General features: G+C 43.9%; 12 protein-coding genes, 11 tRNA genes and 6 rRNA genes. 3 read left to right on the forward strand and 26 right to left on the reverse strand.

Annotation, left to right across the window (positions count from 1 at the left end):
• Positions 1 to 39 precede the first annotated feature (39 nt).
• Entirely contained in the window at positions 40 to 1,956 is a 1,917-nt protein-coding gene (locus tag CRI88_RS19350) for an SEL1-like repeat protein (RefSeq protein ID WP_058843788.1), read from the forward strand.
• A 176-nt stretch (positions 1,957 to 2,132) separates the two neighbouring features.
• Here CRI88_RS19350 and CRI88_RS19355 read toward each other — a convergent pair whose 3' ends face one another.
• The 6 genes from CRI88_RS19355 to CRI88_RS19380 all read right to left on the reverse strand — a co-directional run bounded on the left by CRI88_RS19355 (position 2,133) and on the right by CRI88_RS19380 (position 7,190).
• Positions 2,133 to 2,537 (reverse strand): hypothetical protein, encoded by a 405-nt coding sequence (locus CRI88_RS19355; RefSeq protein WP_058843779.1) that lies wholly within the window; start codon positions 2,535 to 2,537, stop codon positions 2,133 to 2,135.
• A 73-nt stretch (positions 2,538 to 2,610) separates the two neighbouring features.
• The gene (locus CRI88_RS19360; protein ID WP_036126608.1) at positions 2,611 to 3,984 is read right to left on the reverse strand and encodes a HAMP domain-containing sensor histidine kinase; all 1,374 of its coding nucleotides are present in this window, start codon (positions 3,982 to 3,984) and stop codon (positions 2,611 to 2,613) included.
• Positions 3,981 to 4,652, reverse strand: coding sequence for a response regulator transcription factor (locus tag CRI88_RS19365; protein WP_058843780.1), 672 nt, complete (start codon positions 4,650 to 4,652; stop codon positions 3,981 to 3,983). The genes CRI88_RS19360 and CRI88_RS19365 overlap by 4 nt, the downstream gene beginning before the upstream one ends.
• A 73-nt stretch (positions 4,653 to 4,725) precedes the next feature.
• The gene (locus CRI88_RS19370; RefSeq protein WP_058843781.1) at positions 4,726 to 5,823 is read right to left on the reverse strand and encodes a DUF1648 domain-containing protein; all 1,098 of its coding nucleotides are present in this window, start codon (positions 5,821 to 5,823) and stop codon (positions 4,726 to 4,728) included.
• Between the two features lie 4 nt (positions 5,824 to 5,827).
• Entirely contained in the window at positions 5,828 to 6,223 is a 396-nt protein-coding gene (locus tag CRI88_RS19375) for a GntR family transcriptional regulator (RefSeq protein WP_058843782.1), read from the reverse strand.
• A 73-nt stretch (positions 6,224 to 6,296) separates the two neighbouring features.
• The gene (locus CRI88_RS19380) at positions 6,297 to 7,190 is read right to left on the reverse strand and encodes a LysR family transcriptional regulator (protein ID WP_058843789.1); all 894 of its coding nucleotides are present in this window, start codon (positions 7,188 to 7,190) and stop codon (positions 6,297 to 6,299) included.
• A 129-nt stretch (positions 7,191 to 7,319) separates the two neighbouring features.
• On the opposite strand from CRI88_RS19380, the gene CRI88_RS19385 reads away from it, so the two are divergent.
• Positions 7,320 to 7,985, forward strand: coding sequence for an O-methyltransferase (locus CRI88_RS19385; protein ID WP_058843783.1), 666 nt, complete (start codon positions 7,320 to 7,322; stop codon positions 7,983 to 7,985).
• 240 nt (positions 7,986 to 8,225) lie between these two features.
• Here the strand turns inward: CRI88_RS19385 and aceB are convergent, their stop codons facing one another.
• Together aceB and aceA are read right to left on the reverse strand one after the other, a co-directional pair.
• Positions 8,226 to 9,824, reverse strand: a complete 1,599-nt coding sequence (gene aceB, locus CRI88_RS19390) for a malate synthase A (RefSeq protein ID WP_058843784.1) — start codon at positions 9,822 to 9,824, stop codon at positions 8,226 to 8,228.
• A 112-nt stretch (positions 9,825 to 9,936) separates the two neighbouring features.
• Positions 9,937 to 11,220, reverse strand: a complete 1,284-nt coding sequence (gene aceA / locus CRI88_RS19395) for an isocitrate lyase (RefSeq protein ID WP_036122155.1) — start codon at positions 11,218 to 11,220, stop codon at positions 9,937 to 9,939.
• Between the two features lie 214 nt (positions 11,221 to 11,434).
• Here aceA and CRI88_RS19400 point away from each other — a divergent pair, with 214 nt between their 5' ends.
• A complete protein-coding gene (locus tag CRI88_RS19400; protein WP_058843785.1) occupies positions 11,435 to 12,106 on the forward strand; it encodes a LytTR family DNA-binding domain-containing protein in 672 nt (223 codons plus the stop codon).
• A gap of 230 nt (positions 12,107 to 12,336) precedes the next feature.
• On the opposite strand, the gene rrf (CRI88_RS19405) is transcribed toward CRI88_RS19400, so the two are convergent.
• The 18 genes from rrf (CRI88_RS19405) to CRI88_RS19490 all read right to left on the reverse strand — a co-directional run bounded on the left by rrf (CRI88_RS19405) (position 12,337) and on the right by CRI88_RS19490 (position 24,654).
• A 5S ribosomal RNA gene (gene rrf, locus CRI88_RS19405) occupies positions 12,337 to 12,452 on the reverse strand.
• Positions 12,453 to 12,563: 111 nt separating this feature from the next.
• A 23S ribosomal RNA gene (locus tag CRI88_RS19410) occupies positions 12,564 to 15,491 on the reverse strand.
• Between the two features lie 215 nt (positions 15,492 to 15,706).
• Positions 15,707 to 15,782: transfer RNA gene (locus CRI88_RS19415), tRNA-Ala, on the reverse strand.
• 12 nt (positions 15,783 to 15,794) lie between these two features.
• Positions 15,795 to 15,871: transfer RNA gene (locus tag CRI88_RS19420), tRNA-Ile, on the reverse strand.
• A gap of 94 nt (positions 15,872 to 15,965) precedes the next feature.
• A 16S ribosomal RNA gene (locus tag CRI88_RS19425) occupies positions 15,966 to 17,517 on the reverse strand.
• A gap of 147 nt (positions 17,518 to 17,664) precedes the next feature.
• Positions 17,665 to 17,740: transfer RNA gene (locus CRI88_RS19430), tRNA-Ala, on the reverse strand.
• 16 nt (positions 17,741 to 17,756) lie between these two features.
• A tRNA-Pro gene (locus CRI88_RS19435) sits at positions 17,757 to 17,833 on the reverse strand.
• A gap of 8 nt (positions 17,834 to 17,841) precedes the next feature.
• Positions 17,842 to 17,918 (reverse strand) — tRNA-Arg (locus CRI88_RS19440).
• An 8-nt stretch (positions 17,919 to 17,926) separates the two neighbouring features.
• Positions 17,927 to 18,015: transfer RNA gene (locus CRI88_RS19445), tRNA-Leu, on the reverse strand.
• A 5-nt stretch (positions 18,016 to 18,020) separates the two neighbouring features.
• Positions 18,021 to 18,095, reverse strand: a tRNA-Gly gene (locus tag CRI88_RS19450).
• A gap of 35 nt (positions 18,096 to 18,130) precedes the next feature.
• Positions 18,131 to 18,215 (reverse strand) — tRNA-Leu (locus tag CRI88_RS19455).
• Between the two features lie 17 nt (positions 18,216 to 18,232).
• Positions 18,233 to 18,308: transfer RNA gene (locus CRI88_RS19460), tRNA-Lys, on the reverse strand.
• A gap of 7 nt (positions 18,309 to 18,315) precedes the next feature.
• Positions 18,316 to 18,391 (reverse strand) — tRNA-Thr (locus CRI88_RS19465).
• A gap of 3 nt (positions 18,392 to 18,394) precedes the next feature.
• Positions 18,395 to 18,470, reverse strand: a tRNA-Val gene (locus tag CRI88_RS19470).
• A gap of 10 nt (positions 18,471 to 18,480) precedes the next feature.
• A 5S ribosomal RNA gene (rrf, locus tag CRI88_RS19475) occupies positions 18,481 to 18,596 on the reverse strand.
• 113 nt (positions 18,597 to 18,709) lie between these two features.
• Positions 18,710 to 21,637, reverse strand: a 23S ribosomal RNA gene (locus CRI88_RS19480).
• 309 nt (positions 21,638 to 21,946) lie between these two features.
• Positions 21,947 to 23,498 (reverse strand): 16S ribosomal RNA (locus tag CRI88_RS19485).
• Together the 16S, 23S and 5S rRNA genes with 11 tRNA genes alongside form the textbook arrangement of a ribosomal RNA operon.
• Positions 23,499 to 24,372: 874 nt before the next feature.
• Positions 24,373 to 24,654 carry a hypothetical protein gene (locus CRI88_RS19490; protein ID WP_036123109.1) on the reverse strand — a complete coding sequence of 94 codons (282 nt, stop codon included), beginning with the start codon at positions 24,652 to 24,654 and terminating at the stop codon, positions 24,373 to 24,375.
• Between the last annotated feature and the right edge of the window lie 19 nt (positions 24,655 to 24,673).

A 24,673-nucleotide genomic window follows, 5' to 3' on the forward strand; every position in this document is an offset into this window, starting at 1 on the left:
GCCGAGGCATCATTGATGAAAGAGGTGAGGGTGATTGTTATGCATTACGAAATTCTTGAAGAACAATGTCAGAAATTAACGCAGCTGTCCTTCACAAAATTAGCAAAAAACCTACAGGATGCAAGTTTGCTCGCTATTTCAAACCCAGCTACATCTTTACAAAAATCTCTTTTTGTATTGGAAGAAATTCTTTATGAGATTTATCGGCTGGAAATGCATACTGAACCTAAAACGAAAAATATCCGTACACTATTAAATAATCGAAGTTTTGTAGCGCAAATTCACCCTCGTCGGATTTATTTATTAATGAATTTAGTTCATAAAATGACAAGTCATAATAGTAACGACATTGTGGAAGCCAAAGCGGCAAAAATTGTTTTGGATTATCTTAGCGATATTGTGGAATGGTTTATGAAACGCTATGATCGTAGTTTCAAGTCAGCAAGTCTAACTCCTCACACTACAGAGCTTCCAACCATATTGGATAAGAACATACTCCAGCACAATCAATCGCCAGAGGCTTATACACATGCAGCCAAATGGTTTGAAAGGGCAGCGCAAAACGGTGATGCCAGTGCACAATATAATTTAGGAACTCTTTACAATCACGGGCGAGGGGTGAAAAGGGACTATAAACTTGCGAAAGTATGGTATGAACGAGCTGCCGCACAAAATGACGCAAATGCCCACTATAGTCTAGGCGTACTCTTTCATTTAGGGCATGGGGTTGGACAAGATTATAAGGAAGCCGCGCACCATTATCAAATTGCGGCAGATCTCGGAAATGCAGATGCGCAATATAATTTAGGTGTCCTTTATAATCAAGGTCTAGGCCTTTCGCAAAACTTTCATGAAGCGGCTAAATGGTATACTTTAGCAGCCAACCAAGGCAATACAAGTGCTCAAAACAATTTAGGCTTCCTTTATCATAATGGCACAGGTGTCGAGCAAAGCTACGCAGAGGCCATCGCTTATTTCGAAATGGCTGCCTTAGCGGGCGATGCCAGTGCACAGTATAATCTCGGCTATATGTACCTTAAAGGTCGTGGTATTGTTCAAAACCTTGAAGAAGCGGCGAGATGGTTTCATATGGCTGCTTTACAAGACCATGTGAACGCAGAGTTTCAATTGGCTATGCTCTACAATACGGGACAAGGAATGACGAAGGATCATCTAGAAGCCTTAAAATGGTTCAAGCTAGCAGCATATAAAGGACATTTAAATGCACAGTACTGTCTCGGCTTACTGTATGAAAAAGAACAGGATCTTGTTTCAGCAGAAAAATGGCTTCTACGAGCAGCTGACAATGGGCATATTAGCGCCGGCTTCGAGCTAGGTCGGCTTTATGTCTATCAGCAAAAACAGCCTGCTAAAGCTATGTCATACTTTAAAGTTGCTGCTAACAAAGGCTATGCTGATGCTCAGTATGAGCTTGGTCTATTACTGACATCAGGAGTTGATGTACCTATAAACTATACAGAGGCTGTAAAATGGTGGCGAGCCGCAACGGATCAGTCACATATTCAAGCGGAGTATCAATTAGGCTTACTATATGAGCAGGGATTAGGGGTTGCTATGGATCTTGAAGAAGCACGCAGATGTTATCGACTAGCTGCTATTCAGGGCCATGCAGGTGCTCAATATCAACTTGGTAATTTATTTGATAAAGGGAAAGGTGTTAAACAGGATTACACGGAGGCAGCTAAATGGATTGAACAAGCAACGTCACAAGGGCATATAAAGGCACAATATCAACTAGCTCAAATGCACATTCATGGACAGGGTGTACCGAAAGATTTTGCAAAGGCTGCCCAGCTTTATCGATCGGCTGCTAATCAAGGACATCAAAAGGCTCAATTTCAGCTTGGTATGCTCTACAAAAAAGGGCATGGGGTTGCACAAGATTATCAAGAGGCTGAAAAATGGCTGAAAAAATCGCTTGAAAATATTAAATAGACAGTTTAAAACCTACCGTATCATGAATTGTGATACGGTAGGTTTTTCTCTTGTTTCGGCATTCATCTCCTTTTTCTATAGTGGGAGATGAATATTTTTTCTCAACAGATTTTTACAGGCAAAATCGAAAAATTTTGGATACATTGTTTATCTGCGCGCTAGAAATGCGTAATGGATTAACTTTTTATATAGTCTTGTTGATGAATCATGAATGTTACTATAATAAATAAGGCAAAGCTGATTAATAGCGTAGTTCCACCTACAATAAAGAAGATTAATGTAAATGTACTACCAAAATTAAATGGATTTATATTGTAAAACCACATGCCAACTGTTAAACCCAAAACACCAAGAATAGCTGTCCAACCGTGAATGGCTACTAATTTTTGTGATTTCACTTTGAAGGCTCGATAAAAAATGCCCCATGCAAACATACTTAGCCAGCCGACAAGTAAAATATGTGCATGGATTGGTCTATATTCATAACTACCTGATCCTGACATATGTGAACCTAAATACGTACCGATGAAAGCAAAAATAGCCGCTAATCGAATAAGACGTATACTCCACTTCTGTTCCATACGAAAACTCCCCCTAAGCTTGTTTCAACTAAGTAGCAGTTTAACGTGTGAACATGAACTTTACATGAACTCCTTATGACAAGACTGGTAAATGAATATAAACCTTTGTACCGACATGCATCGTACTTTCCATCTGAATAGTACCTCCGTGTAGCTCTACAATCTGTTTGACAATTGCTAGTCCTAGACCTGTTCCTTGCTTTGTCCTGGAAGCATCTGCGCGATAAAAGCGGTCATATACTTTGGCTAATTGATCTGTCGTCATCCCCATCCCATTGTCCTCCACAAGGATTTCAAGTGAAGTAGATTTTTTCTGTAATTGTAGATGTATTTGTCCACCCTCTACATTATATTTAATAGCATTCGTCAGCAAATTATCCCACACATTTTGTAAAAGTCCTGCATCACCAGCATAACTAATTGGCTCTAGCTTGTAGGCTATTTGAAGCTGTGCCTCTTCTATTTGCCAGCGATATTTTCGCACAGTCTCCCTCAATTGTTCGTCTAATCGGTACGGCTCACGTTTTACGATTCTTGTCGATTGGTCGAGAGATGTTAATAATAATAATTGCTTGGTTAATGTAGATAAGCGCTTTGTTTCCAACTCGATGATCGCTGCATACTCCTGTCTTTCCTGCTCAGTCAGCAGCGGATTTTTCAGGAGGTCAACATAGCCTTGAATATTTAACAAAGGCGACTGAAAATCATGCGATACATTACTAATAAATTCCTTTCGTATACGATCATTTTCTTGTAATTTCTCGGTCATCCTATTAAAGCTTACAGCTAATTGACCAATTTCATCTGCACTATCAATATCTAACACCGTATCAAACTTTTCATGCGCAAGCTGTTGAGTTGCCGCCGTTAGCTTTGTAATCGGACGAATTAATGCTTTAGCAAACAATAGCATTGCTAGTAAACTCAGTACTGTCATAACCAACATTAACCCTGCAAGTATCGTATGCACTTCGGAAAATAATAAGCGAATATCAGGTCTTATAAATAATGCATATGGCTTGTTTTCATACGTAAATGGCACACCAACTGTATTAATCAATTCATTAGCGAAAAATCCTGTCACAAAGGTTTCTTTAGGGAAGTCTCGCATACCATGATAGGTTTCTCCTTGTAAAACGCGGTCAACAACAGATGCTGACAATGTTTTATCACGATAGTCTCCACCAAAAAAATACCCTTCCTCGCCTGATGTTACATATATTTGATAGCCAATTTCACCCAGTGTCTTCAAATAATTATTTAAATCCTCTGGCTTCGCTGTTTCAATATAATGAACGATATCCTTTGCTATGTTTACGTTTTTTGCATCATTCTTTTCTTTTACCACTTGATGATAATACGTATTCGTTGCTAAAAAACCAATACATAGGCTACCAATCATCACTAGCATCGTCGTCACAACAAATTTACTGTATAAAGTTTTCATGTTGTCTCCTCTAGCTTATAGCCAACACCTCTTACGGTTGTGATTTCAACAGCCGTGTCATAGCGATTTAATCTTTCACGAATTCGCTTCACATGAGTATTCAACGTCTGTTCGTCTCCTTCATAGTCATAGCCCCATACTTGCTCCATAATATAGCTTCGCGTAAATACTTGGTGAGGGCGTGATGCCAATAAAGCAAGTAGTTCAAATTCCTTTAAAGGTAATATAAGTGTATCCTCTCCTATGACAACTTCAAAGCTTCGACGATCAATCACTAATTTGCCTACTTGGAAAGTTACTTGATTTTTCTTATCCAATCTCCGTAAAATAGCTGCTATACGAAACAATAATTCCTTTGGCTCAAAAGGCTTTACAACATAATCATCTGATCCTGCTAAAAAGCCACACTCTTTATCCTCAAGCTCGCCTTTCGCTGTTAATAATAAAACAGGAATGTCATAATCTTGCGTTAAAGTCTCGGTTAATGTAAAACCATCCATCCCCGGCATCATCACATCGACAACAGCTAAATCAGGCAGATTCCCTTCTAGTAAGGCTAATGCCTGCTGTGCATTTTCTGCACATAGTACCTGATAGCCTTCCCTTGTGAGATAAATAGTAACTAGCTGTAAAATATGAGCATCGTCATCGACAACAAGAATTTGCATCTGCCTACCTCCAATCAATAAGAAAAAAACTCGCTCATATGGAACGAATTTTTCATCACAAATTACTATTATTTTATAACGAGAATATGGAAATCAACAGTAATAAAAGAAAAGGCAAACCAATAACAATATAACCTCTTGGATTTGCAAGGTTCATGGTCCAACCTACTCCAAAACGTTTCTCTACAAAAACGGAAGGGTCCTGTCGATTCATATAAATTAAGCCGCCTTTCCAATAACGATCTTCATCTACATCCATTACCTGTGAATCAACATTATCTTCATAACGCACTCTATGTTTACGCTTTTTCAAAATATAAATAAATAGTGAACCTAACACAACAGCTAGAAATAAAATAAATACTGGTAATAGCTTATAGCCAACAATCATGGAAGGATAAATATTGCTTAGTTGTAAAACCGTTAATAGAATGGTTAAGGCATAGCTCATCAGCAATATTTGCCAACTCATGTATTTTCGAGTCTTTAGCTGATCTTCCAACGATTCAGCTTTGCGGTTTACAGCTAATTTAATAGCAGAACGTTTAATAGAATCAGTAATTCCCCACATCATACATTGCATCATTAGCATAACAAGCGGCAGCGAAATAGCCGTAAAATAAGTCTTGTTTCTCCAAGCATCTGCTTCTCCACTTGGTCCCCAATGTACGGCTATATCATTTGGCATTAGGTCGTAATGGAGCAATGTGTAAATGATTAAAAACACCGCTATCCCTATAGGTACAGCAAAAAATGTCCAAGGAATCATTGCATCACGGCTTCGAGCAGTTAAATCAACCGCTCGTACTTGTTTAATATTTACGCCCCACTGCTCCTGCCTTTTCAACGTTGATACCTTGTGATGATTTATCCAGTACAGCACCATACTTACGGTAAGCATACTAAACAAACAGCTTAGTAAAACGATACTTTGAGTGGATTCAGAAGAAGCTAGACGATTGTAGCACATCAACATAATGATTAGAAATACTATGCCTGAGCCTCCTACCAATTGAACATACTGTTTTTTCAGCTTAGCTAATGCGAGATGCTTAATATGCTGATCAGGTACAGTAACCCCAAAAACAATAGTCTCTCTTACAATATAAGGAACCACCATTTGCATAGCTAATGTCATGATGTAGATTGTTGTAAAAACACCCAGTAGCATCTTGCTACACTCCCTCTGCTGGAATTTGCAAATCAGCGAATACCTTTTTCATCATGTACTCAATTTGTTCTACTGTTGCGCCGAGCACCATTCCTTCTGCTACAACAGGCTTTAAATTCTTTTCGATTTGTCGTAGCTGCTCAGGTGACAAAGCTCTCTCCTCAGTTGAACTAATAATAGCTCCTGATTTCGGTCGAATAACAATAATTCCTTTCGCCTCTAATTCATGATAGCTCTTATTAACAGTATGCATATTCACACCTAAATCAGCAGCTAACCCTCGCACAGATGGTAGGGTATCGCCTGGTTTCATTTCGCCTCTTGCAATACCTTCAATAATTTGACGTGTCACCTGCTCATAGATCGGTACGTCTGATTGTGGCTCTATTTGAATAAACATGTTTATCAGCTCCAAATTTGTTATATAACTAGTATAACAAATTTACTGCAATAATGCATGAGATACAAGCTTATTAAATTGGGGAATTTCTAATTGTTTCAATAAATTTTTGCACAAGCATATTTTGTTTCTCGTTATTTCTCGTACAAATAGCGATTTTATGTTTAATAGCATGTATATCCTTTACATAAACCCTTGCCAATTGGCCACTCTCTACATACTCTCGAACTGCAAGGGAAGAAATAAAGTTTGCACCATAGCCTGCCATGACCGAGCGAATTGTTTCATTGATGCCATTAAATTGGAGGGCAATTTTCGGTGGTTTCACTTGGTATGTTTGACATAACGAAAACAGATGCTCTCTCATCGAGCTCCCTTCTTCCCTCATAATAAAAGGCTCCTGAAACATTTCAACCAATGTAATGGATTGATGTGCAAAGCGATGATTTGGAGACACAACAAACCATAACTCATCCTCATATAATTCATCCCACTCGATTTCTTTCGGCCTTTCAGACATTCCTCCACCATATATCGCAATATCCGCCTTATAGTTTATTAGTTGTTCAAAAGCGTCCTTCGTATTGGTTGTTGTAATAATTAAATCCACCTGTTCATTTGCAGCCTTGAAAGTAGCTGCCCATTTTGGAATTAAAAAATTGGCAGGCAGATAGGTAGCCACAATATGTAAATTCCCTGCTTTCGCCAAACGGTAATTTTCGATAAATGTTTCAATATGCTGTTCAAGAGCAATAAAATTTTGAGCTTTCTCTGCTAGAGCTTCACCAACTTCTGTTAGTACTACACCACGCCCTTGTTGCTTAAATAATTGGACTCCTAGTTCATGTTCAAATCGCTTCATTTGACTTGAAACGGCAGGTTGGCTAATACACAAGATCTCTGCAGCTTTAGTGAAGCTACCTGTAGTAGCAACCTGATAAAATAATTTTAAGCTATGACTGTTGATGATTTCACCCCTATTCATAATATAAAGTTATGTATAAATAATAATAATATATTTTTATTATGATTTATTCTATCATACACTTTATTGGCAAGCTTGCACTTTAAAATATAGGGAAATGAGGACTGTATGATGACAGAGTTAAATGTTTGGAAAAATGTAGATGACTATTTTATGGATAAGCTTCTACCAGAAAACGAACACCTTGATGCTGTACTACAGGCTAATAAAGAAGCAGGTATTCCAGAGATAGATGTATCCCCTACTCAAGGGAAACTATTATATTTACTAGCTAAAATAAAAGGAGCAGCAACTATTTTAGAAATTGGCACACTTGGTGGCTATAGCAGTATTTGCTTAGCCCAGGCTCTTCCTAAAGAAGGGAAAGTAGTGACTTTAGAAATTAATGAAGAGTATGCCTTAGTCGCTCAACAAAATATAGAGAGGGCTGGCTATAAGGAACAGGTTGAGATCATTTTAGGAAACGCCTTAGATTCATTACCAAACTTGAAAAAAGCAGGCCATTTATTTGACTTTATTTTTATTGATGCCGATAAGCCTAATAACCCCGCTTACTTGAAGTGGGCGTTAAAACTAGCTCATCCAGGCGCCATCATCATCGCGGATAATGTAGTTCGTAATGGTGCGGTAACTGATGAAATTAGTGAAGATGAACGTGTCAGAGGCGTACAGCAATTTATAGATTTACTAAAAGAGGAACCTAGAATTGAAGCAACAGCTATACAAACAGTTGGTGTGAAGGGGTATGACGGCTTCGTACTAGCCATTGTAAATTAAGACGGAAAAAAATCCGCGTAAACTGCTGCAGCAGCTACGCGGATTTTTTTCAAAAAAGATGCCCTACAGCTCCCCATCTAAGCTAATAAGACATCTTTTCCCCCTTAAAACCTCTTAACTTTTATTTAGACCCCTTTTAATTCGATCATGCTTATCTCTTTCATTTAACGGGGGAACAGACCCCGTCACGTTATGTTAGTAGAATTAGGAAAGTTGAATATGTTAATAGTAGATTTTATCTTATGCTAATTTTTCATACCCTGGAAGTGTCAAGAATTCCGCGAACTCATCTTGCTCAATTAAAGATTTAAACAGTTCAGCAGCTTCTTCATAGCGACCACTGTTATAGGCTTGTTCCCCAACAGCCTCTTTAATTTTCACAAGCTCTTCTTCCAATATCTCTAAGACAAACGCTAACGTAATGCCACGTCCATCATCTAAAATACCTTTAGGATGACGAATCCATTGCCATACTTGTGTTCGAGAGATTTCTGCTGTTGCAGCATCCTCCATCAAGTTATTTATAGGTGCAGCACCGTTACCACGAAGCCATGAAGCAATATACTGTACACCAACACTGCAGTTAATACGAAGACCTTCAAGCGTAATTGTCCCTTCTGGTACAGCTACTAAATCTTCTGCCTTTACATGTACATCTTCGCGTTTTTTATGAATTTGGTTAGGAGTTGTCATAATAGCATCAAATTGCTCCATTGCAGTTGCCACCATACCTGGATGTGCTACCCAAGTACCATCATGTCCCTCTGTTGCCTCACGACGTTTATCTTCTGCAACCTTTGCAAATGCCACCGCATTCGCCTCATCATCATTTTTAACAGGAATTTGTGCAGCCATACCGCCCATTGCTGGTGCATTTCGCTTATGACATGTCTGTATACATAAAGACGTATAAGCCTTCATGAAAGGTACAGTCATCGTTACTTGGCCACGATCTGGTAAAATAACGTCAGCTTGATTGCGAAGACGTTTAATATAACTGAAAATATAATCCCAACGGCCACAATTCAGACCAGCTGAATGTTCACGTAGCTCATATAAAATTTCATCCATCTCAAACGCTGCTAAAATCGTTTCAATCAAAACAGTAGCTTTTATAGTCCCTTGTGGGATGCCAATATAATCTTGGGCAAACACAAAGATATCATTCCATAGACGAGCCTCTAAATGACTTTCAAGCTTCGGTAAATAGAAGTATGGCCCAGTACCTTGTGCTAGTGCATTTTTCGCATTATGGAATAGATATAACCCAAAATCAAAGAAACTCCCTGAGATCGGCTCTCCATCAACAAGCACATGCTTCTCAAGCAGATGTAAGCCTCGCGGTCGAACTAACAGCACTGCTGTTTCAGTATTTAATGTATACGTTTTACCATTGGAGGCTTGCGTAAACTCAATCGTCTTATTAATAGCATCACGCATATTAATTTGACCACCAATCATATTTTCCCACGTTGGAGAGGATGCATCCTCAAAGCAAGCCATAAACATTTTTGCACCAGAGTTTAAAGCATTAATCACCATTTTTCGATCAACAGGACCTGTAATCTCGACACGGCGATCTTGCAAGTCCTTTGGAAGTGGTGCAATTGTCCAATCACCTTCACGAATACCTTTAGTCTCTGGTAAGAAATCCAGTTTCTCTCCTGCATCAAGACGATTTTGTCTTTCCTGGCGAGCGTTCAACAGCTCCTTACGACGAGCATCAAAATTTTTATGCAAGGCAAGAACAAACTCAAGAGCTTCAGGTGTTAAAACTTCCTTCGTTTGCTCGTTTTGTTCTCCAACAATTTTAAGCTTACCTGTCGTTGCCTGTTCCATTAGTTGTTTACCCACCTTTGCTATTTTAGTTTCGTCATCCTCCGTCTTAGGAGGAGCGGAGGAGACTACTCTATGATTATGAATTTAGGAAAACACGTAATTCAATCAAGACTTATACAAACTGTTCAGTTTCAGTTGAACCTGCCATTGCCGTTGTAGAAGAAGTACCTCCAGAGATAACTTGAGAAATTTCATCAAAGTATCCAGTACCTACCTCACGTTGGTGGCGTGTAGCTGTATAGCCTTTTGATTCTGAAGCAAACTCAGCTTGCTGTAGCTTAGAATATGCAGCCATACCATTATCTTTATAATCATGTGCAAGCTCAAACATAGAGTGGTTTAGTGCATGGAAACCTGCTAATGTTACAAACTGGAATTTATAACCTAGCTTACCAAGCTCACGTTGATACTCTGCAATTTCCTCTTCTGAAAGGTTTGCTTTCCAGTTGAATGATGGTGAACAGTTGTATGCAAGCATTTTACCAGGGAACTCTGCATGAATGGCCTCAGCAAATTCACGAGCTTCTTCTAGTGATGGTTTAGAAGTTTCACACCAAATTAAGTCTGCATATGGTGCGTAAGCTAAACCACGAGCAATTGCTTGTTTAATACCTGCTTTTGTACGGAAGAAACCTTCAGGTGTACGTTCACCAGTTATGAACTCCGCATCACGTGGATCAATATCTGAAGTAACCATATCCGCAGCATCGGCATCTGTACGCGCAATTAAAATTGTATCTACGCCCATAACGTCTGTTGCTAAACGAGCAGCCACTAAGTTACGAACAGCGTTTTGCGTTGGCAGTAAAACTTTACCGCCTAGATGTCCACATTTCTTTTCTGAAGCTAATTGATCTTCTAAGTGCACACCAGCTGCACCAGCTTCAATCATGCCTTTTACAAGCTCAAATACGTTTAGAGGACCACCAAAACCTGCTTCAGCATCTGCTACGATTGGTGCAAACCAGTCAAATTGATCGACACGTCCTTCAGCATGATCAATTTGATCGGCACGTTGAAGTGCTTGGTTGATTCTTTTTACTACTGCTGGTACAGAGTTAGCAGGATATAACGATTGGTCAGGATACATTTGACCAGAAAGATTTGCATCCGCAGCCACTTGCCAGCCTGATAGATAGATAGCCTTTAATCCAGCCTTTACTTGTTGTACCGCCTGATTACCTGTTAATGCCCCCAATGCATTAATAAATGGTTCTTCACGTAACGAATTCCAAAGTCGAGTAGCACCTTTTTGCGCCAATGTTTGTTCAATTATCACAGTGCCCTGTAATTTAACAACCTCTTCAGCTGAATATGTGCGTTCAATACCAGCCCAGCGTGGGTTTTCAGCCCATTGTTTTTCTAAAGCTTCGATTCTTTCTTGACGAGTTGACATATTGAAATTCCACCTTCCCCTTTGTGTACAATATACTCTGTTAAAAAACTTTTAATTAACTGTTCCATAACAGGTTTATTTGTTGTAAATTAATATATAACAGGATGTTTGAATTTTCATTATTTTTGGATAAAAGACCATTTTTTCGGGATGAAACTACTTTTTTGAGCGATAAAATTTGGAAGACTGTTTACAAACAAGGGGGATATTCACAATGAACAATGAGTTAAAATCTTTTGGAAATGATATTTCACAACAGTATATTTTAATGTTGCAGGACTGGGTTCCTGCAAATTCATCCATTGCAATTGCTGTTGAACATTCTTATATTTATTTTCACCCAGGTCATCAAGATATTCAGTTAAAGATAGGTCAACAAGTAATGCCTGGGAGTATTGCAGAGCAAGTGTTACGCACTCACAAAAAAACAGATGCCATATTAGATAATTCTTTATTCAATACGCCCTATTATGGCATTGGCTATCCCATATCCATTCAAGATAAGCCAGCTGCATTAGTTGTTATCTTACCATCCACATTCACTATGAAAAAAGCAGAGCCATTCCAATTTTTAACGGGGAAACAAGAGGAGGAGTGGAATCCAGTAGCAATAAGTAAAATATCTCATATAGAAAGTCTGCAGAAAAAAACTTGGTTTTATGTAGATAAAGAACAGTTTAAAACGGGGATTACACTAAAAGAGCTGCAATTAAGGTTGCCACCATACTTTATTCGTATTCATAGATCCTATATTGTAAATATACATTTCATAAAAAAAATGGCCCGAGATCTAACATCAAATTTTATTATTACATTAACCGATGGAAGTGAATTGCCAGTGAGTCAATCCTATATCAATAATCTTCGAAGTGCTCTTGAATTTTAAGTGCGAAGACTGTCTTTTATCTGGATTTAACAATTATTTTTGTACCGAAAGCAAAGAATCACTCCTCTCTAGGGGATAATCATTGCTTACTTTGTTGCTATTTTCAGCAGATGTTCACATGTGATGAATCAAGCTAAATCATCAAGCGGATGTCACAGATTTGAGCTTGAAAAATCTAACTAGAAGAACCAAAAAAGACCAGAGGAATTATTCTCTGGTCTTTCACAATTGCCTAGCGACGTCCTACTCTCACAGGGGGAAGCCCCCAACTACCATCGGCGCTAAAGAGCTTAACTTCCGTGTTCGGTATGGGAACGGGTGTGACCTCTTTGCCATCATCACTAGACTATGGTCGACCTTCCATACACGGCATGCTACTGTGTCTAGAAGCTCTCTTTTTTGAAAGAATTGTTCTTTCAAAACTGGATAAACGGTTCATTGAATGGTTCAAACATTTTTGGTTAAGTCCTCGATCGATTAGTATTCGTCAGCTCCATGTGTCACCACACTTCCACCTCGAACCTATCTACCTCATCGTCTTTGAGGGATCTTACTTACTTGCGTAATGGGAAATCTCATCTTGAGGGGGGCTTCATGCTTAGATGCTTTCAGCACTTATCCCGTCCACACATAGCTACCCAGCGATGCCTTTGGCAAGACAACTGGTACACCAGCGGTGTGTCCATCCCGGTCCTCTCGTACTAAGGACAGCTCCTCTCAAATTTCCTACGCCCACGACGGATAGGGACCGAACTGTCTCACGACGTTCTGAACCCAGCTCGCGTACCGCTTTAATGGGCGAACAGCCCAACCCTTGGGACCGACTACAGCCCCAGGATGCGATGAGCCGACATCGAGGTGCCAAACCTCCCCGTCGATGTGGACTCTTGGGGGAGATAAGCCTGTTATCCCCGGGGTAGCTTTTATCCGTTGAGCGATGGCCCTTCCATGCGGAACCACCGGATCACTAAGCCCGTCTTTCGACCCTGCTCGACTTGTAGGTCTCGCAGTCAAGCTCCCTTGTGCCTTTACACTCTACGAATGATTTCCAACCATTCTGAGGGAACCTTTGGGCGCCTCCGTTACCTTTTAGGAGGCGACCGCCCCAGTCAAACTGTCCGCCTGACACTGTCTCCTGCCCCGCTAAGGGGCATGGGTTAGAATTTCAATACAACCAGGGTAGTATCCCACCGACGCCTCCTTCGAAGCTGGCGCTCCGAGATCTCTGGCTCCTACCTATCCTGTACAAGTTGTACCAAAATTCAATATCAGGCTACAGTAAAGCTCCACGGGGTCTTTCCGTCCTGTCGCGGGTAACCTGCATCTTCACAGGTACTATAATTTCACCGAGTCTCTCGTTGAGACAGTGCCCAGATCGTTACGCCTTTCGTGCGGGTCGGAACTTACCCGACAAGGAATTTCGCTACCTTAGGACCGTTATAGTTACGGCCGCCGTTTACTGGGGCTTCAATTCGCAGCTTCGCTTGCGCTAACCACTCCTCTTAACCTTCCAGCACCGGGCAGGCGTCAGCCCCTATACGTCACCTTACGGTTTTGCAGAGACCTGTGTTTTTGCTAAACAGTCGCCTGGGCCTATTCACTGCGGCTCTCATGCGCTTGCACGCTCAAGAGCACCCCTTCTCCCGAAGTTACGGGGTCATTTTGCCGAGTTCCTTAACGAGAGTTCTCTCGCACACCTTAGGATTCTCTCCTCGACTACCTGTGTCGGTTTGCGGTACGGGCACCTCTCACCTCGATAGAGGCTTTTCTTGGCAGTGTGAAATCAGGAACTTCGTCCATACGGACTCGCCATCACAGCTCAACGTTACAGTGTGCGGATTTGCCTACACACACGCCTTACTGCTTGGACGCGCATAACCAACAGCGCGCTTACCCTATCCTACTGCGTCCCCCCATTTCTCAAACGGTGAGGAGGTGGTACAGGAATATCAACCTGTTGTCCATCGCCTACGCCTATCGGCCTCGGCTTAGGTCCCGACTAACCCTGAGCGGACGAGCCTTCCTCAGGAAACCTTAGTCATACGGTGGACGGGATTCTCACCCGTCTTTCGCTACTCATACCGGCATTCTCACTTCTAAGCGCTCCACCAGTCCTTCCGGTCTGACTTCAACGCACTTAGAACGCTCTCCTACCACTGACATCGTAGATGTCAATCCACAGCTTCGGTGAATCGTTTAGCCCCGATACATTTTCGGCGCAGCGTCACTCGACCAGTGAGCTATTACGCACTCTTTAAATGATGGCTGCTTCTAAGCCAACATCCTGGTTGTCTGTGCAACGCCACATCCTTTTCCACTTAACGATTACTTTGGGACCTTAGCTGGTGGTCTGGGCTGTTTCCCTTTTGACTACGGATCTTATCACTCGCAGTCTGACTCCCGTGTATAAATATCTGGCATTCGGAGTTTGTCTGAATTCGGTAAACCGGGATGGCCCCCTAGTCCAAACAGTGCTCTACCTCCAGTATTCTCATCACGAGGCTAGCCCTAAAGCTATTTCGGAGAGAACCAGCTATCTCCAAGTTCGATTGGAATTTCTCCGCTACCCACACCTCATCCCCGCACTTTTCAACGTGCGTGGGTTCGGGCCTCCAGTAAGTGTTACCTTACCTTCACCCTGGACATGGGTAGATCACCTGGTTTCGGGTCTACGACCACGTACTATTTCGCCCTATTCAGACTCGCTTTCGCTGCGGCTCCGCCTTCTAAAGCTTAACCTCGCACGTAATCGTAACTCGCCGGTTCATTCTACAAAAGGCACGCTATCACCCATTAACGGGCTCTAACTACTTGTAGGCACACGGTTTCAGGATCTCTTTCACTCCCCTTCCGGGGTGCTTTTCACCTTTCCCTCACGGTACTGGTTCACTATCGGTCACTAGGTAGTATTTAGCCTTGGGAGATGGTCCTCCCGGATTCCGACGGAATTTCACGTGTTCCGCCGTACTCAGGATCCACTCAGGAGAGAACGAACTTTCGACTACAGGGCTTTTACCTGCTCTGGCGGACCTTTCCAAGTCGCTTCATCTAACTCGCTCTTTTGTAACTCCGTATTGAGTGTCCTACAACCCCAAGAGGCAAGCCTCTTGGTTTGGGCTCTTCCCGTTTCGCTCGCCGCTACTCAGGGAATCGATTTTTCTTTCTCTTCCTCCAGGTACTTAGATGTTTCAGTTCCCTGGGTCTGCCTTCAAGACGCTATGTATTCACGTCAAGATACTACGCGATTAAACGTAGTGGGTTCCCCCATTCGGAAATCTCCGGATCAAAGCTCACTTACAGCTCCCCGAAGCATATCGGTGTTAGTGCCGTCCTTCTTCGGCTCCTAGTGCCAAGGCATTCGCCGTGCGCCCTTAATAACTTAACCTAACGGCTTTCAATACACATCACATTTCGTTGTCAGCTTCACTCGTTCAATCAGTCACGTACTAAAAGTACGCTCCTTCATTCACTCGATTGCTTCCTAGAACTGCTCGTGTCTTGAAACCTTCTAATGTTATTAAGCCTATAAAAAAACTTAAAAAATAAATGTGTTTGTTACAATTTCAATGTCGTTTTATCCAGTTTTCAAAGAACAAAGATTGGTGGAGCCTAGCGGGATCGAACCGCTGACCTCCTGCGTGCAAGGCAGGCGCTCTCCCAGCTGAGCTAAGGCCCCAAGAGGTATATATGGTGGGCCTAAATGGACTCGAACCATCGACCTCACGCTTATCAGGCGTGCGCTCTAACCAGCTGAGCTATAGGCCCTCTTGGAAGTTTTATATTATTTAATAAACCTTCAAAACTGAACGCAAAACGTAATCTTACAAACCCTAGGTTTGTATTCCGAAATAATCCTTAGAAAGGAGGTGATCCAGCCGCACCTTCCGATACGGCTACCTTGTTACGACTTCACCCCAATCATCTATCCCACCTTCGGCGGCTGGCTCCAAAAGGTTACCTCACCGACTTCGGGTGTTACAAACTCTCGTGGTGTGACGGGCGGTGTGTACAAGGCCCGGGAACGTATTCACCGCGGCATGCTGATCCGCGATTACTAGCGATTCCGGCTTCATGTAGGCGAGTTGCAGCCTACAATCCGAACTGAGAACGACTTTATCGGATTAGCTCCCTCTCGCGAGTTGGCAACCGTTTGTATCGTCCATTGTAGCACGTGTGTAGCCCAGGTCATAAGGGGCATGATGATTTGACGTCATCCCCACCTTCCTCCGGTTTGTCACCGGCAGTCACCTTAGAGTGCCCAACTAAATGATGGCAACTAAGATCAAGGGTTGCGCTCGTTGCGGGACTTAACCCAACATCTCACGACACGAGCTGACGACAACCATGCACCACCTGTCACCGTTGCCCCCGAAGGGGAAACTATATCTCTACAGTGGTCAACGGGATGTCAAGACCTGGTAAGGTTCTTCGCGTTGCTTCGAATTAAACCACATGCTCCACCGCTTGTGCGGGCCCCCGTCAATTCCTTTGAGTTTCAGTCTTGCGACCGTACTCCCCAGGCGGAGTGCTTAATGCGTTAGCTGCAGCACTAAGGGGCGGAAACCCCCTAACACTTAGCACTCATCGTTTACGGCGTGGACTACCAGGGTATCTAATCCTGTTTGCTCCCCACGCTTTCGCGCCTCAGTGTCAGTTACAGACCAGATAGTCGCCTTCGCCACTGGTGTTCCTCCAAATCTCTACGCATTTCACCGCTACACTTGGAATTCCACTATCCTCTTCTGCACTCAAGTCTCCCAGTTTCCAATGACCCTCCACGGTTGAGCCGTGGGCTTTCACATCAGACTTAAGAAACCACCTGCGCGCGCTTTACGCCCAATAATTCCGGACAACGCTTGCCACCTACGTATTACCGCGGCTGCTGGCACGTAGTTAGCCGTGGCTTTCTAATAAGGTACCGTCAAGGTACAGCCAGTTACTACTGTACTTGTTCTTCCCTTACAACAGAGTTTTACGAACCGAAATCCTTCTTCACTCACGCGGCGTTGCTCCATCAGGCTTTCGCCCATTGTGGAAGATTCCCTACTGCTGCCTCCCGTAGGAGTCTGGGCCGTGTCTCAGTCCCAGTGTGGCCGATCACCCTCTCAGGTCGGCTACGCATCGTCGCCTTGGTGAGCCGTTACCTCACCAACTAGCTAATGCGCCGCGGGCCCATCCTATAGCGACAGCCGAAACCGTCTTTCAGTGTTTCACCATGAGGTGAAACAGATTATTCGGTATTAGCCCCGGTTTCCCGGAGTTATCCCAAACTATAAGGTAGGTTGCCCACGTGTTACTCACCCGTCCGCCGCTAACGTCGAAGGAGCAAGCTCCTTCTCTGTTCGCTCGACTTGCATGTATTAGGCACGCCGCCAGCGTTCGTCCTGAGCCAGGATCAAACTCTCCATAAAAGAAATTTGAATAGCTCAAATTGTTTTGCTGGCATCAATTTTGATGTCCAAAATTTTGTTTTGTTCACTAACCGAAGTTAGTTACTGAAAACTTTATTGATTACGTTTTGCTTGTTCAGTTTTCAAGGTTCATTTAATAAATCGAATTGGTGGAGCCTAGCGGGATCGAACCGCTGACCTCCTGCGTGCAAGGCAGGCGCTCTCCCAGCTGAGCTAAGGCCCCATATGTTTTTAGGAAATGGTCGGGAAGACAGGATTCGAACCTGCGACCCCTTGGTCCCAAACCAAGTGCTCTACCAAGCTGAGCTACTTCCCGTTCTTTTTTGGCGCGCCCGACAGGAGTCGAACCCATAACCTTCTGATCCGTAGTCAGACGCTCTATCCAATTGAGCTACGGGCGCATTAAAAATGGTGCCGAGGACCGGAATCGAACCGGTACGGTAGTCACCTACCGCAGGATTTTAAGTCCTGTGCGTCTGCCAGTTCCGCCACCCCGGCACATTTGGAGCGGAAGACGAGGTTCGAACTCGCGACCCCCACCTTGGCAAGGTGGTGTTCTACCACTGAACTACTTCCGCATGTGCATAAGTTTTTTTATCTGGCAATGAAATAATGGTGCGGGTGAAGGGAGTCGAACCCCCACGCCTTGCGGCGCTAGATCCTAAGTCTAGTGCGTCTGCCAATTCCGCCACACCCGCTTATTATTATTTAAAAATGGTGAGCCATGAAGGACTCGAACCTTCGACCCTCTGATTAAAAGTCAGATGCTCTACCAACTGAGCTAATGGCTCTAAAAAATGGTGCCGGCTATAGGAATCGAACCCACGACCTACTGATTACAAGTCAGTTGCTCTACCTGCTGAGCTAAACCGGCATATGGTGGAGGATGACGGGCTCGAACCGCCGACCCTCTGCTTGTAAGGCAGATGCTCTCCCAGCTGAGCTAATCCTCCTGGGTAATATGCCTAGCGATGTCCTACTCTCACAGGGGGAAGCCCCCAACTACCATCGGCGCTAAAGAGCTTAACTTCCGTGTTCGGTATGGGAACGGGTGTGACCTCTTTGCCATCATCACTAGACTATTTGAAAGACAATACTTATTATAACATATTTTATCAAAATTACAAGTATATTATAATATTTTTTATTCTTTCAAAACTGGATAAACGTACATTGAATGGTTCAAACATTTTTGGTTAAGTCCTCGATCGATTAGTATTCGTCAGCTCCATGTGTCACCACACTTCCACCTCGAACCTATCTACCTCATCGTCTTTGAGGGATCTTACTTACTTGCGTAATGGGAAATCTCATCTTGAGGGGGGCTTCATGCTTAGATGCTTTCAGCACTTATCCCGTCCACACATAGCTACCCAGCGATGCCTTTGGCAAGACAACTGGTACACCAGCGGTGTGTCCATCCCGGTCCTCTCGTACTAAGGACAGCTCCTCTCAAATTTCCTACGCCCACGACGGATAGGGACCGAACTGTCTCACGACGTTCTGAACCCAGCTCGCGTACCGCTTTAATGGGCGAACAGCCCAACCCTTGGGACCGACTACAGCCCCAGGATGCGATGAGCCGACATCGAGGTGCCAAACCTCCCCGTCGATGTGGACTCTTGGGGGAGATAAGCCTGTTATCCCCGGGGTAGCTTTTATCCGTTGAGCGATGGCCCTTCCATGCGGAACCACCGGATCACTAAGCCCGTCTTTCGACCCTGCTCGACTTGTAGGTCTCGCAGTCAAGCTCCCTTGTGCCTTTACACTCTACGAATGATTTCCAACCATTCTGAGGGAACCTTTGGGCGCCTCCGTTACCTTTTAGGAGGCGACCGCCCCAGTCAAACTGTCCGCCTGACACTGTCTCCTGCCCCGCTAAGGGGCATGGGTTAGAATTTCAATACAACCAGGGTAGTATCCCACCGACGCCTCCTTCGAAGCTGGCGCTCCGAGATCTCTGGCTCCTACCTATCCTGTACAAGTTGTACCAAAATTCAATATCAGGCTACAGTAAAGCTCCACGGGGTCTTTCCGTCCTGTCGCGGGTAACCTGCATCTTCACAGGTACTATAATTTCACCGAGTCTCTCGTTGAGACAGTGCCCAGATCGTTACGCCTTTCGTGCGGGTCGGAACTTACCCGACAAGGAATTTCGCTACCTTAGGACCGTTATAGTTACGGCCGCCGTTTACTGGGGCTTCAATTCGCAGCTTCGCTTGCGCTAACCACTCCTCTTAACCTTCCAGCACCGGGCAGGCGTCAGCCCCTATACGTCACCTTACGGTTTTGCAGAGACCTGTGTTTTTGCTAAACAGTCGCCTGGGCCTATTCACTGCGGCTCTCATGCGCTTGCACGCTCAAGAGCACCCCTTCTCCCGAAGTTACGGGGTCATTTTGCCGAGTTCCTTAACGAGAGTTCTCTCGCACACCTTAGGATTCTCTCCTCGACTACCTGTGTCGGTTTGCGGTACGGGCACCTCTCACCTCGATAGAGGCTTTTCTTGGCAGTGTGAAATCAGGAACTTCGTCCATACGGACTCGCCATCACAGCTCAACGTTACAGTGTGCGGATTTGCCTACACACACGCCTTACTGCTTGGACGCGCATAACCAACAGCGCGCTTACCCTATCCTACTGCGTCCCCCCATTTCTCAAACGGTGAGGAGGTGGTACAGGAATATCAACCTGTTGTCCATCGCCTACGCCTATCGGCCTCGGCTTAGGTCCCGACTAACCCTGAGCGGACGAGCCTTCCTCAGGAAACCTTAGTCATACGGTGGACGGGATTCTCACCCGTCTTTCGCTACTCATACCGGCATTCTCACTTCTAAGCGCTCCACCAGTCCTTCCGGTCTGACTTCAACGCACTTAGAACGCTCTCCTACCACTGACATCGTAGATGTCAATCCACAGCTTCGGTGAATCGTTTAGCCCCGATACATTTTCGGCGCAGCGTCACTCGACCAGTGAGCTATTACGCACTCTTTAAATGATGGCTGCTTCTAAGCCAACATCCTGGTTGTCTGTGCAACGCCACATCCTTTTCCACTTAACGATTACTTTGGGACCTTAGCTGGTGGTCTGGGCTGTTTCCCTTTTGACTACGGATCTTATCACTCGCAGTCTGACTCCCGTGTATAAATATCTGGCATTCGGAGTTTGTCTGAATTCGGTAAACCGGGATGGCCCCCTAGTCCAAACAGTGCTCTACCTCCAGTATTCTCATCACGAGGCTAGCCCTAAAGCTATTTCGGAGAGAACCAGCTATCTCCAAGTTCGATTGGAATTTCTCCGCTACCCACACCTCATCCCCGCACTTTTCAACGTGCGTGGGTTCGGGCCTCCAGTAAGTGTTACCTTACCTTCACCCTGGACATGGGTAGATCACCTGGTTTCGGGTCTACGACCACGTACTATTTCGCCCTATTCAGACTCGCTTTCGCTGCGGCTCCGCCTTCTAAAGCTTAACCTCGCACGTAATCGTAACTCGCCGGTTCATTCTACAAAAGGCACGCTATCACCCATTAACGGGCTCTAACTACTTGTAGGCACACGGTTTCAGGATCTCTTTCACTCCCCTTCCGGGGTGCTTTTCACCTTTCCCTCACGGTACTGGTTCACTATCGGTCACTAGGTAGTATTTAGCCTTGGGAGATGGTCCTCCCGGATTCCGACGGAATTTCACGTGTTCCGCCGTACTCAGGATCCACTCAGGAGAGAACGAACTTTCGACTACAGGGCTTTTACCTGCTCTGGCGGACCTTTCCAAGTCGCTTCATCTAACTCGCTCTTTTGTAACTCCGTATTGAGTGTCCTACAACCCCAAGAGGCAAGCCTCTTGGTTTGGGCTCTTCCCGTTTCGCTCGCCGCTACTCAGGGAATCGATTTTTCTTTCTCTTCCTCCAGGTACTTAGATGTTTCAGTTCCCTGGGTCTGCCTTCAAGACGCTATGTATTCACGTCAAGATACTACGCGATTAAACGTAGTGGGTTCCCCCATTCGGAAATCTCCGGATCAAAGCTCACTTACAGCTCCCCGAAGCATATCGGTGTTAGTGCCGTCCTTCTTCGGCTCCTAGTGCCAAGGCATTCGCCGTGCGCCCTTAATAACTTAACCTAACGGCTTTCAATACACATCACATTTCGTTGTCAGCTTCACTCGTTCAATCAGTCACGTACTAAAAGTACGCTCCTTCATTCACTCGATTGCTTCCTAGAACTGCTCGTGTCTTGAAACCCTCTTAATGTTATTAAGCCTATAAAAAAACTTAAAAAATAAATGTGTTTGTTACAATTTCAATGTCGTTTTATCCAGTTTTCAAAGAACAAGTTTTGAAGCTTTTCATTCAAGAAGAATGAACCTTCAAAACTGAACGCAAAACGTAATCTTACAAACCCTAGGTTTGTATTCCGAAATAATCCTTAGAAAGGAGGTGATCCAGCCGCACCTTCCGATACGGCTACCTTGTTACGACTTCACCCCAATCATCTATCCCACCTTCGGCGGCTGGCTCCAAAAGGTTACCTCACCGACTTCGGGTGTTACAAACTCTCGTGGTGTGACGGGCGGTGTGTACAAGGCCCGGGAACGTATTCACCGCGGCATGCTGATCCGCGATTACTAGCGATTCCGGCTTCATGTAGGCGAGTTGCAGCCTACAATCCGAACTGAGAACGACTTTATCGGATTAGCTCCCTCTCGCGAGTTGGCAACCGTTTGTATCGTCCATTGTAGCACGTGTGTAGCCCAGGTCATAAGGGGCATGATGATTTGACGTCATCCCCACCTTCCTCCGGTTTGTCACCGGCAGTCACCTTAGAGTGCCCAACTAAATGATGGCAACTAAGATCAAGGGTTGCGCTCGTTGCGGGACTTAACCCAACATCTCACGACACGAGCTGACGACAACCATGCACCACCTGTCACCGTTGCCCCCGAAGGGGAAACTATATCTCTACAGTGGTCAACGGGATGTCAAGACCTGGTAAGGTTCTTCGCGTTGCTTCGAATTAAACCACATGCTCCACCGCTTGTGCGGGCCCCCGTCAATTCCTTTGAGTTTCAGTCTTGCGACCGTACTCCCCAGGCGGAGTGCTTAATGCGTTAGCTGCAGCACTAAGGGGCGGAAACCCCCTAACACTTAGCACTCATCGTTTACGGCGTGGACTACCAGGGTATCTAATCCTGTTTGCTCCCCACGCTTTCGCGCCTCAGTGTCAGTTACAGACCAGATAGTCGCCTTCGCCACTGGTGTTCCTCCAAATCTCTACGCATTTCACCGCTACACTTGGAATTCCACTATCCTCTTCTGCACTCAAGTCTCCCAGTTTCCAATGACCCTCCACGGTTGAGCCGTGGGCTTTCACATCAGACTTAAGAAACCACCTGCGCGCGCTTTACGCCCAATAATTCCGGACAACGCTTGCCACCTACGTATTACCGCGGCTGCTGGCACGTAGTTAGCCGTGGCTTTCTAATAAGGTACCGTCAAGGTACAGCCAGTTACTACTGTACTTGTTCTTCCCTTACAACAGAGTTTTACGAACCGAAATCCTTCTTCACTCACGCGGCGTTGCTCCATCAGGCTTTCGCCCATTGTGGAAGATTCCCTACTGCTGCCTCCCGTAGGAGTCTGGGCCGTGTCTCAGTCCCAGTGTGGCCGATCACCCTCTCAGGTCGGCTACGCATCGTCGCCTTGGTGAGCCGTTACCTCACCAACTAGCTAATGCGCCGCGGGCCCATCCTATAGCGACAGCCGAAACCGTCTTTCAGTGTTTCACCATGAGGTGAAACAGATTATTCGGTATTAGCCCCGGTTTCCCGGAGTTATCCCAAACTATAAGGTAGGTTGCCCACGTGTTACTCACCCGTCCGCCGCTAACGTCGAAGGAGCAAGCTCCTTCTCTGTTCGCTCGACTTGCATGTATTAGGCACGCCGCCAGCGTTCGTCCTGAGCCAGGATCAAACTCTCCATAAAAGAAATTTGAATAGCTCAAATTGTTTTGCTGGCATCATTTTGATGTCCAAAATTTTGTTTTGTTCACTAACCGAAGTTAGTTACTGAAAACTTTATTGATTACGTTTTGCTTGTTCAGTTTTCAAGGTTCATTTCGTCAACCATCTTTCGACAGCAACTTTTATATTATAACAACATCATTTCTCGTTGTCAACATCTTTTTTCAAGAAAAATTTCATTCCCAGAAGAGACAACTTTTAAATCTTATCATAACCACTTTACCAAGTCAACATCTTTTTATTCAAATTGTTTTTGAAGTTTGATGTTAGTTCTTACGTCGTCTTAACGACAAGTAATAATTTATCACGTTATGATAGACTTGGCAAGTGTTTTTTAAATAAAATCTATTGAATTAAAAAAACACAAATTTATAAGCATTTTTGTGCATTTACGAGAATACCAAATTGAGATATTCTCTTTGCTTACTTAATTATTTGTTTTACTATACATCTCTTTCTTTTAAATCTCAATGTTTTAAAATAAAAATACTTATTTATTCTCAAGATACCATTTGTTTAGGAAAGGAAATCTCAGTGGTATTTGTTTGTAAACATTACTCCTTCAGATTTATAAATCAAAGTCTTGTAAATTGTAATCAACATAGCAATATAATTTCATGCTATAACGCTACTATGAATAAATCCCGTTGCCTTCTGGATAGTTTGAATCTAAGCAACCTTTCGCACAAACCTACTTTTAATTTTATAACCGCCATAACAACGTTTCCTATATAAGTCACTATAAAGCTCTATTTAGTTTTTCATTTCCTAACAAATAAGCAGGCGCTAAAGTGCTTCTACTGCACTTTAGCGCCTGCTTACTGCTATTTATGTCCCTATTTAAGGTCATCCGCTTGAGGATCCACAATATTTAAGCACCATAAGAAATTGTCCCACGCAGAATACCAGCCACTGAAAACTTCAGAAGAATCATCCCAACGAACGTCGAATTTCTTGTGGCCATCTATTTCTACTAAATATAAAGTAAGGTTCTCATCTTTTTTAGCAACCACTAATTTCATACCATTCTCAAGTTCTTCTTCAGTAAATGGCACATCAGAAACCGAACGTAGTTGTGCCTGTTCAAATACTTGTTTGTTAATAATTTTGTAATTCATTATAAGCCCCCAATAAAAA

This window comes from Lysinibacillus fusiformis (assembly GCF_002845985.1).
Taxonomy (GTDB): domain Bacteria; phylum Bacillota; class Bacilli; order Bacillales_A; family Planococcaceae; genus Lysinibacillus; species Lysinibacillus fusiformis_D.

Excerpts from the sequence above, each read along its gene's own strand:
- CRI88_RS19355 (WP_058843779.1), bottom strand. The coding sequence starts at position 2,537 with ATGGAACAGAAGTGGAGTATACGTCTTATTCGATTAGCGGCTATTTTT.
- aceB (WP_058843784.1), bottom strand. The coding sequence starts at position 9,824 with ATGGAACAGGCAACGACAGGTAAGCTTAAAATTGTTGGAGAACAAAAC.
- aceA (WP_036122155.1), bottom strand. The coding sequence starts at position 11,220 with ATGTCAACTCGTCAAGAAAGAATCGAAGCTTTAGAAAAACAATGGGCT.
- CRI88_RS19490 (WP_036123109.1), bottom strand. The coding sequence starts at position 24,654 with ATGAATTACAAAATTATTAACAAACAAGTATTTGAACAGGCACAACTA.
- CRI88_RS19370 (WP_058843781.1), bottom strand. The coding sequence starts at position 5,823 with ATGCTACTGGGTGTTTTTACAACAATCTACATCATGACATTAGCTATG.
- CRI88_RS19360 (WP_036126608.1), bottom strand. The coding sequence starts at position 3,984 with ATGAAAACTTTATACAGTAAATTTGTTGTGACGACGATGCTAGTGATG.
- CRI88_RS19365 (WP_058843780.1), bottom strand. The coding sequence starts at position 4,652 with ATGCAAATTCTTGTTGTCGATGACGATGCTCATATTTTACAGCTAGTT.
- CRI88_RS19350 (WP_058843788.1), top strand. The coding sequence starts at position 40 with ATGCATTACGAAATTCTTGAAGAACAATGTCAGAAATTAACGCAGCTG.
- CRI88_RS19385 (WP_058843783.1), top strand. The coding sequence starts at position 7,320 with ATGACAGAGTTAAATGTTTGGAAAAATGTAGATGACTATTTTATGGAT.
- CRI88_RS19375 (WP_058843782.1), bottom strand. The coding sequence starts at position 6,223 with ATGTTTATTCAAATAGAGCCACAATCAGACGTACCGATCTATGAGCAG.
- CRI88_RS19400 (WP_058843785.1), top strand. The coding sequence starts at position 11,435 with ATGAACAATGAGTTAAAATCTTTTGGAAATGATATTTCACAACAGTAT.